3 protein-coding genes are annotated in these 1649 nt (G+C 28.3%); all 3 read left to right on the top strand.

Annotated elements, in window-relative coordinates; translation table 11 throughout:
* Positions 1–180: hypothetical protein (locus EZH24_RS15145; protein WP_236847206.1), on the top strand; the 180-nt coding region annotated here is incomplete at its 5' end.
* Positions 177–1082, top strand: a complete 906-nt coding sequence (locus EZH24_RS11395; RefSeq protein ID WP_137999218.1) for a glycosyltransferase family 2 protein — start codon at positions 177–179, stop codon at positions 1080–1082. The genes EZH24_RS15145 and EZH24_RS11395, both read left to right, overlap by 4 nt.
* A gap of 192 nt (positions 1083–1274) precedes the next feature.
* Positions 1275–1610 carry an STAS-like domain-containing protein gene (locus EZH24_RS11390; protein WP_137999217.1) on the top strand — a complete coding sequence of 112 codons (336 nt, stop codon included), beginning with the start codon at positions 1275–1277 and terminating at the stop codon, positions 1608–1610.
* Positions 1611–1649: the final 39 nt, after the last annotated feature.

Raw genomic sequence — 1649 nt, 5'->3', positions numbered from 1 at the left:
ATTAACTATCGCTCCCGACTCTTTTCTATATCTTTATCTGGCATAGCTACATATATAATTGTAGCGTCATTTACTCCAGTTGTAATTTTTAGGTATATTTATCCTATCTATCCAATATCGATTATATCGTTAATATCGTTTTTGACTTTTATTAAAGATTTTAAAGGAGATAAAAAATGAAAATAGCGGCGATTATTCCTTGTTATAACGAAGAGATTACCATTAAACAAGTTATTGAAAACATGAAAAATTATTGTCCGAAATGCGATATATATGTTTTTGATAATAATAGCTCCGATAATTCTTATAATATTGCAAAAGAGTCGGGAGCGATAGTTAATAAAGTTTCTTATCAAGGCAAAGGAGAAGTTATAAGAAGAGCGTTTGCGGATATCGACTCGGATATTTATATTATGGTTGACGCAGATATGCAATACGATTTAAGCGAAATAAACAATTTTATAAATTATTTTATAGAAAACAAATTGGATATGCTTAATATATCGAGAGAAGTAATCGATAATTCCGTTCATAGAAAAGGACATTCTTTCGGAAACCTTATACTTACGGGTTTTGCCAATTTTCTTTTCGGCAAGAAATTTAACGATATGTTGAGCGGTTATAGAATATTTTCAAAAAGATTTGTCAAAGGCTTTCCCGCACATTCGAGAGGCTTTGAAATAGAAACGGAACTTACGATATACGCTTTACAAATGCGTTTGCCCGTAGACGAAGTTTCGGCTAAATATATAAAGCGTCCCGAAGGCTCGCATTCAAAATTAAATACTTTCAAAGACGGCTTCAAAATACTTTGGACTATAATTTATTTGCTAATGACGGAAAAACCTTTATTATTTTTTAATACGATAAGTTTAATATTTTTGGCTATAGGATTATTTTTGGGAATAGGAATAACGATAGAATATTTTGAAACTTTAAGAGTGGATAGATTTCCGACTGCTATATTAACTATATGTTTAATAATATTATCGGTCTTGTCGTTTTCAATAGGACTTTTAATGAATGCTATAAGCAAAGTGTTAAGCGAAAATAGAAGATTTAAGTATAATTCTATTAAGTAAAATAATATATTATAAATACAAATTTAACTTTAAACCATATAATCTGTTATAGTCGATTATAATGAGTTTAAATTAATAATTTTTCTATTGACAAAAATTTATTATAATTTAAACTTATAATTGAATTGATAAATATAGACGCTATAAAATTGGCAACTAAAAACGAATTTATAAAATAGGGTATATTATAAAATGGCAAATAAAATAATTGACTTATCAAAAGATTATAGCAACGCTCCAGCTGGTAGATTTCGTAAAGATAGTAATTATTCAGGAGAACGATTTAGAGAAGAATTGCTAATTCCAGCATTGAGAGAAAACGATACCGTAACTATTATATTGGATAATTTAGACGGCGTAGGAGCGTCTTTTTGGGATGAAGCTTTTGGCGGATTAATTAGAGATGGCAAATTTTCTAAAGAAGAGTTGGATAGAAAATTAATATTAGAATGCAAAGATGATATTTATTTGGTTGGCTATATAAAAAGTTTTATAAATGAAGCTTACAGTATAAATAGTAGTAGGTAAAAATAATGAATAATATTTCCGTATGGCTATCGTTAATAT

It is taken from the genome of Brachyspira catarrhinii (assembly GCF_005518285.1).
Taxonomy (GTDB): Bacteria; Spirochaetota; Brachyspiria; order Brachyspirales; family Brachyspiraceae; genus Brachyspira; species Brachyspira catarrhinii.
The sequence above is the reverse complement of the archived record's forward strand: the minus strand, read 5'-3'. Positions and strand labels throughout refer to the sequence as shown.

Coding starts and splice junctions, on each gene's coding strand:
- EZH24_RS11390 (WP_137999217.1), top strand. CDS start 1,275: ATGGCAAATAAAATAATTGACTTATCAAAAGATTATAGCAACGCTCCA.
- EZH24_RS11395 (WP_137999218.1), top strand. CDS start 177: ATGAAAATAGCGGCGATTATTCCTTGTTATAACGAAGAGATTACCATT.